This window comes from Pseudomonas avellanae BPIC 631 (assembly GCF_000444135.1).
Classification (GTDB): Bacteria; Pseudomonadota; Gammaproteobacteria; order Pseudomonadales; family Pseudomonadaceae; genus Aquipseudomonas; species Aquipseudomonas avellanae.
Genome location: NZ_ATDK01000452.1, coordinates 1 through 4781, shown reverse-complemented (window position 1 = coordinate 4781; position 4781 = coordinate 1). Strand labels below are relative to the sequence as shown.

General features: G+C 55.2%; 2 protein-coding genes and 3 pseudogenes. 4 read left to right on the top strand and 1 reads right to left on the bottom strand.

The genetic code is table 11. From position 1 onward, the window contains the following. From DW49_RS1000000132530 to DW49_RS1000000134400, 3 genes and pseudogenes are all read left to right on the top strand, one after another. Positions 1 to 121, top strand: a pseudogene (locus tag DW49_RS1000000132530) (IS3 family transposase); the annotation flags it as partial. 91 nt (positions 122 to 212) lie between these two features. Continuing rightward, positions 213 to 1289, top strand: a pseudogene (locus DW49_RS1000000134405) (methyl-accepting chemotaxis protein); the annotation flags it as partial. Further along, positions 1275 to 2147: a methyl-accepting chemotaxis protein gene (locus tag DW49_RS1000000134400; protein ID WP_412458895.1), complete on the top strand. Its 873-nt coding sequence runs from the start codon at positions 1275 to 1277 to the stop codon at positions 2145 to 2147. The pseudogene DW49_RS1000000134405 and the gene DW49_RS1000000134400, both read left to right, overlap by 15 nt. 26 nt (positions 2148 to 2173) lie before the next feature. Here the strand turns inward: DW49_RS1000000134400 and DW49_RS0123935 are convergent, their stop codons facing one another. Further along, positions 2174 to 3547: a hypothetical protein gene (locus tag DW49_RS0123935; protein WP_024421459.1), complete on the bottom strand. Its 1374-nt coding sequence runs from the start codon at positions 3545 to 3547 to the stop codon at positions 2174 to 2176. Between the two features lie 381 nt (positions 3548 to 3928). Between DW49_RS0123935 and DW49_RS1000000133955 the strand changes: the two are divergent. Next, positions 3929 to 4228, top strand: a pseudogene (locus tag DW49_RS1000000133955) (restriction endonuclease); the annotation flags it as partial. Between the last annotated feature and the right edge of the window lie 553 nt (positions 4229 to 4781).

Genomic DNA, 4781 nt, shown 5'->3' with positions numbered 1-4781 from the left:
GCGGGATATCAGTCATTATCTGATGCATCGCTACAACTGGATTCGGCCACACCAGTTCAATGATGGACTGGCGCCCGCTCAGTACGAGAAAAACCTTAACGTCGTGTCCGGGATGAGTTGACCACTACACTGACCCTTGAAGGCAACCGTGGTTGCCAGAATTTATTTTTGTGCCTCACGGATCAATGGCGTGGTGGCGTTAGAGGCTGAAAATGGCAGTTGCAGCGAGATTTCTAGGCAATATCAAGGTTTCACGAAAGCTGGGGATCGGCTTTGGCTTTTTGTTGCTGGCAGTGTTGGCCGTTGCTTTCGTCGGTTACACCAGTAACAACATCCTCGTTGATCGTTTGGACACTACACGCTTGATCGGTACGCTCAACGATGCGGCGCAGGACATGCGCCTTTCAGAGAAACAGTACGAAGCGTCCGCCGACCAAGCGGCTCTTGAGGTTTACCGTACGCAGCTCAGTGCGATGCAAGCGTTCATCTCCAAGGCGTTGCTGTTACTGACCAGTAAGGAGAATCAGCAAGCGCTGACGCAGTTGCAAGCCAGTACTGCTTCCTACGATCAAAAGGTCAATCGTCTCGTTGACACAGACAAATCCACCAGCGGTGCGCTGAAACCGTTAGGGGCGTTGTCCGACAAATTCGTCAGCACCTTCACTCAACTGCTTGAAACCACCACCGCCAGTGCGCTTGAGCAACCTGGGACCGAGCGCATAGCCGAACTGCGTACGGTGGCCGACTTGCGAAATGGTATGACGATGTTTCGTCTTGTGTTGCGCCGATACATCGCAGTTCCAGACGTTACCAACAAAAAGTTGCTGTTGGACACCACCGACGCGTTCCTGAGCGACATCACCAAAGCCCGCACCAGCTTGCCCGCTGCACTGTCTTCCCAGTTGGAAGACACGTATGTCGGCATGCGTCAGTACCGCGACGTGCTAGTTCAAGTCTCGGCCCTATTTGATCAAAAGCAGAATCTGCGACAGCAAGTGGATCAGGAAAGCGACGTCATGGATAAAATCATCACTGGCTTGATGGACGCCCAGCAGCAACTGGCGCGGGCCGATCAGCGCAGTGCTTTTATCCAGGTGGCTATTTTGACGCTGGTCGCGTTGTTGGTGGGGCTGTTTGCCTCTGTCGTGATCTCCCGCCAGATAACCTCACCGCTCGCGCTCACCGTCGAGCTGGCTCGCCGTATCGCCAAAGGCGACCTCACAGCGCTGGCCAAGTCGACGCGTCGCGATGAGCTGGGCGACCTTCAAAATGCCATGCAGGACATGGCGCAAAACCTGAATACGCTGGTGCATGGCATCGGCGGCGGTGTGACCCGGATCTCGATGTCCGCTGAAAAGCTGTCAGCCATGAGCGAGCAGACAAGCGCAGGCGTTCGTCAGCAAAAAATCGAAGTGGATCAGGTGGCCACCGCGATGCATGAGATGGCATCCACGGTTCAGGAGGTGGCGCGTAACACCACCGATGCGTCAGCTGCTGCAACCCTGGCCGAAGAGCAGGCCCGTCATGGCGGCGCAGTGGTCAGGCAGGCCACGACGCAAATCAGCGAGCTCTCCCAGGCAATCGAAGAACTGGGTGGCGCCATGAGTGTATTGACTCAGGACAGTGAGAAGATTGGCAAAGTCATTGACGTGATCAAGGCGGTTGCCGAGCAAACCAACTTGCTGGCGTTGAACGCGGCCATCGAAGCTGCGCGTGCAGGCGAGCAGGGTCGTGGGTTTGCGGTGGTCGCAGACGAAGTGCGTTCACTTGCTCAGCGTACGCAAGACTCCACCAAGGAAATCGAAACGCTGATCCTTGCCTTGCAGCAAGGTACGCAAGCCGCCGCCACACTGATGGTATCCAGCCGCGAACGCACATTGGGCACTGTTGAACTGGCGCAAAAGGCCGAGCAGGCAATCACCCAAATCAACCACTCCATAGGCACGATTCAGGAAATGAGCCTGCAAATATCAACTGCCGCAGAGCAACAAAGTGCCGTGGCTGAAGAAATCAATCGCAGCATTCTCAGTGTTCGTGATGTGGCAGATCAGTCCGCGATAGCGAGCGAGCAAAGCGCAACGGCGACGATTGAGCTGGCGTCCCTGGGGCACGACTTGCAAAAAATGACTTCACACTTCAAGACGTAAAACGCAAGTTACAACCCAAAGACCGCTTACAAACGCCTGAGCTGAAACGGTGTTTCATTTCGAGAAAACGCCGAAATCCCACCTTCTTCGATATCAGCTTCCGGAGCGGAGCGATGACGCAGGTTATTGACAGTACTGCGTAAGCTGGCACCGGTGCTGGAGATCGCCTCCCCGCTCATGTCCTTGACTGTTTTCGCCAGTTTGACGGTCTGGTCGGCAACATAGCTTGTGGTACTAGATGCGGTCGATTTCACCTTATCCTGTATAAACGACTCGGCTTTCTTAACCGCAGGGTCAGTCGCCAGTCCAGCGGTGGTCCAGCCTGCGAAAACGCCTACCGAACCCACCAGGTTGCTCAGCTGACTAACCGCAGCCTTGGTCGCCGGATCAGTGATATTTTTCGTCGCCATTTTCTGCAACTTACTTACCCCGGCGTAACCACCGGCTAGGGCCAGGCCATTTTTTGTCAGGCTGGTGGCCGACACCAGACTTCTCACCGCCTTGAGCCCGTCGGTCGCGACGTCCAGTGGCAGGCCGGCCATCCGCTTGCCCGCATTGAGCGCCGCACCTGAGTAGCTGGCCGACTTGATCGCTTTGTAAGCATCAAGCCAATCAGTTTCTTCACTCAACGCGGCCTTGGGCTCTTTATCTTTCATGCCAAGTACGAATGCCCCGCCACGCAGGTGATCGCGCGATTGCACACTGAGCATGCGGTCGCCAAAGCCTGCATTCGCAACCAAGCCACCCGCCGTAGATACGCCAAAATCAACAGCACCCTGCACCGACGGTCTGGACGCTAGTGCTGGAGCCAATACGGTACGCACCACATTTAGCGCCGAGAACGTCTGCACTGCAATCCCCATGTCCACAACCTGTCGACCAAGCGCAGGCGAGTGGCGCTTCACCGATGCGGCCATCGCATCATGCAACTTGTCCGGCGAAGTGCTCAGGTAATGCAGATCACCCCTCGCACGATCCATCATTTTGGTGCCCACCTGGTCCATGGCACCCGACAGCGCTCCGGAAATGAGCGGGGTCAGCGGCTTGAGCGGCGTTGGTAGCCAATCGCCCTTGTTGATCGCAGGCTGCATGTACTGAAGCACCGAGGCAGCGGCAAATGGCGTGTTCTCAAAAGCACTTGATGCGGTCGTCGCCAAACGGTCGAACTTTTCCGCCTTGGCGAATGTTTCGGCGATGGTTGCGGGGGTCTCCCCTCCGGAGTAAAGGCGGTTGGCGCGTGTCTCTACCAACGCATCGATCTGCTCGTTGTGTGCAAGAGCGGCATCACGCTCATCCGGTGAGCCTATTACCGAAAACCTGTGCGCAGCGAACACGTGATGTTTCAGATAATCGGTAATAGCTTGTAGATCGCGGCTCGAGGTAGTGCTGACAGACCGCACAGAACTCGAAGCAAGGGACGCGTCGGAAGCTGTCCGAAAACTCTCCATTGCAACGCCAGGCGGTTGTTGGGCGGATTGGTTGATGTGCATGGAAATTCTATCTCGGTCTACGGAAGTTTGAGCAGCTGTATCCTGAGTCAGGCTTGTCCGGAGCGAATGTTTGCGTGAAAGCAATACAGAGAAGTTTCGATCAAACAGCGCCAGAAACAGCGGAAACGTCAGGCTACACTCCAGTTGAACTGGATTTACAAAAAGCTGTGTAGTCGCTGGGCCGTTAACGGTTCCATCGCTGCACTACCAGCTCGCCCAGTCGCGGGCTTTGGCAGTACCAAGTACCAGGGCGCGGTTTCGCGTCCGCCAAAAGCAGATAGGGAATCCGCAATGCTCGACGTAAATAACAGCACCGAATACGAGAAGGTTGCCCAGCAGGTCTACCAAGCGATTCTAGCCAGCGATGAGGTTGAGACGATGGAGGTACTGCATAACGTCCAAATCACCGGGCGTTCAGGCGTAGCTCACCAGATCGACGTGTACTGGCGCTACCTCAAAGACGGTGTAGAGCATCAGATACTGGTGGAGTGCAAATACTACAAATCCACCATCGCCCTCATCCACGCACGCAACCTGCTTGGCTTGCTCTCTGACATTCCCAACAGCCAAGGCGTCTTGCTCACCACTAAGGGGGTTCAGAGCGGCGTGGTGAACCTGTGCAACTTCTACGGAATAAGCCTCAAACGGCTTCGTGATCCCAAAGGCTCTGACTGGGATGGCTTTATACAGAAGGTCGAGATCGAAGGCATCCTTAGGCGGACTGAGTATGTCGATTTCGCTCTCAAGATTGATGGTAAGGATGAAGAGTCAATCGCCACGTTGGCAGGCGATAGCGGCGTCTCAGTGAACACCTTGGAGGCGCTTTTCCAAGACGGCACAGCTTCATCCCCCCAAGCCGTCGACCTCAATCCCGGCCTTTTTGGCATAGGCCTCGACCACGGTATAAATGCCGTTGGCCGTGATGCCGGTACGCGGAAGATAATTTCCCGTTCGTAAACCGGGCCTGTACAAGTGGTAAATTAATGTGGTTTTTTTGCCCCCCCTTATTTTTTTCGATGAAGCTTGATCCAGATCAAATTAAGCCTGGCGGTTTCAGAGGCTGAGTGCAACACCCGGCTATTGAGTTAGGGATGGACTCTCATGATGCTTGGACATCATTTCCGTCATCATTTCGATAGGGCAT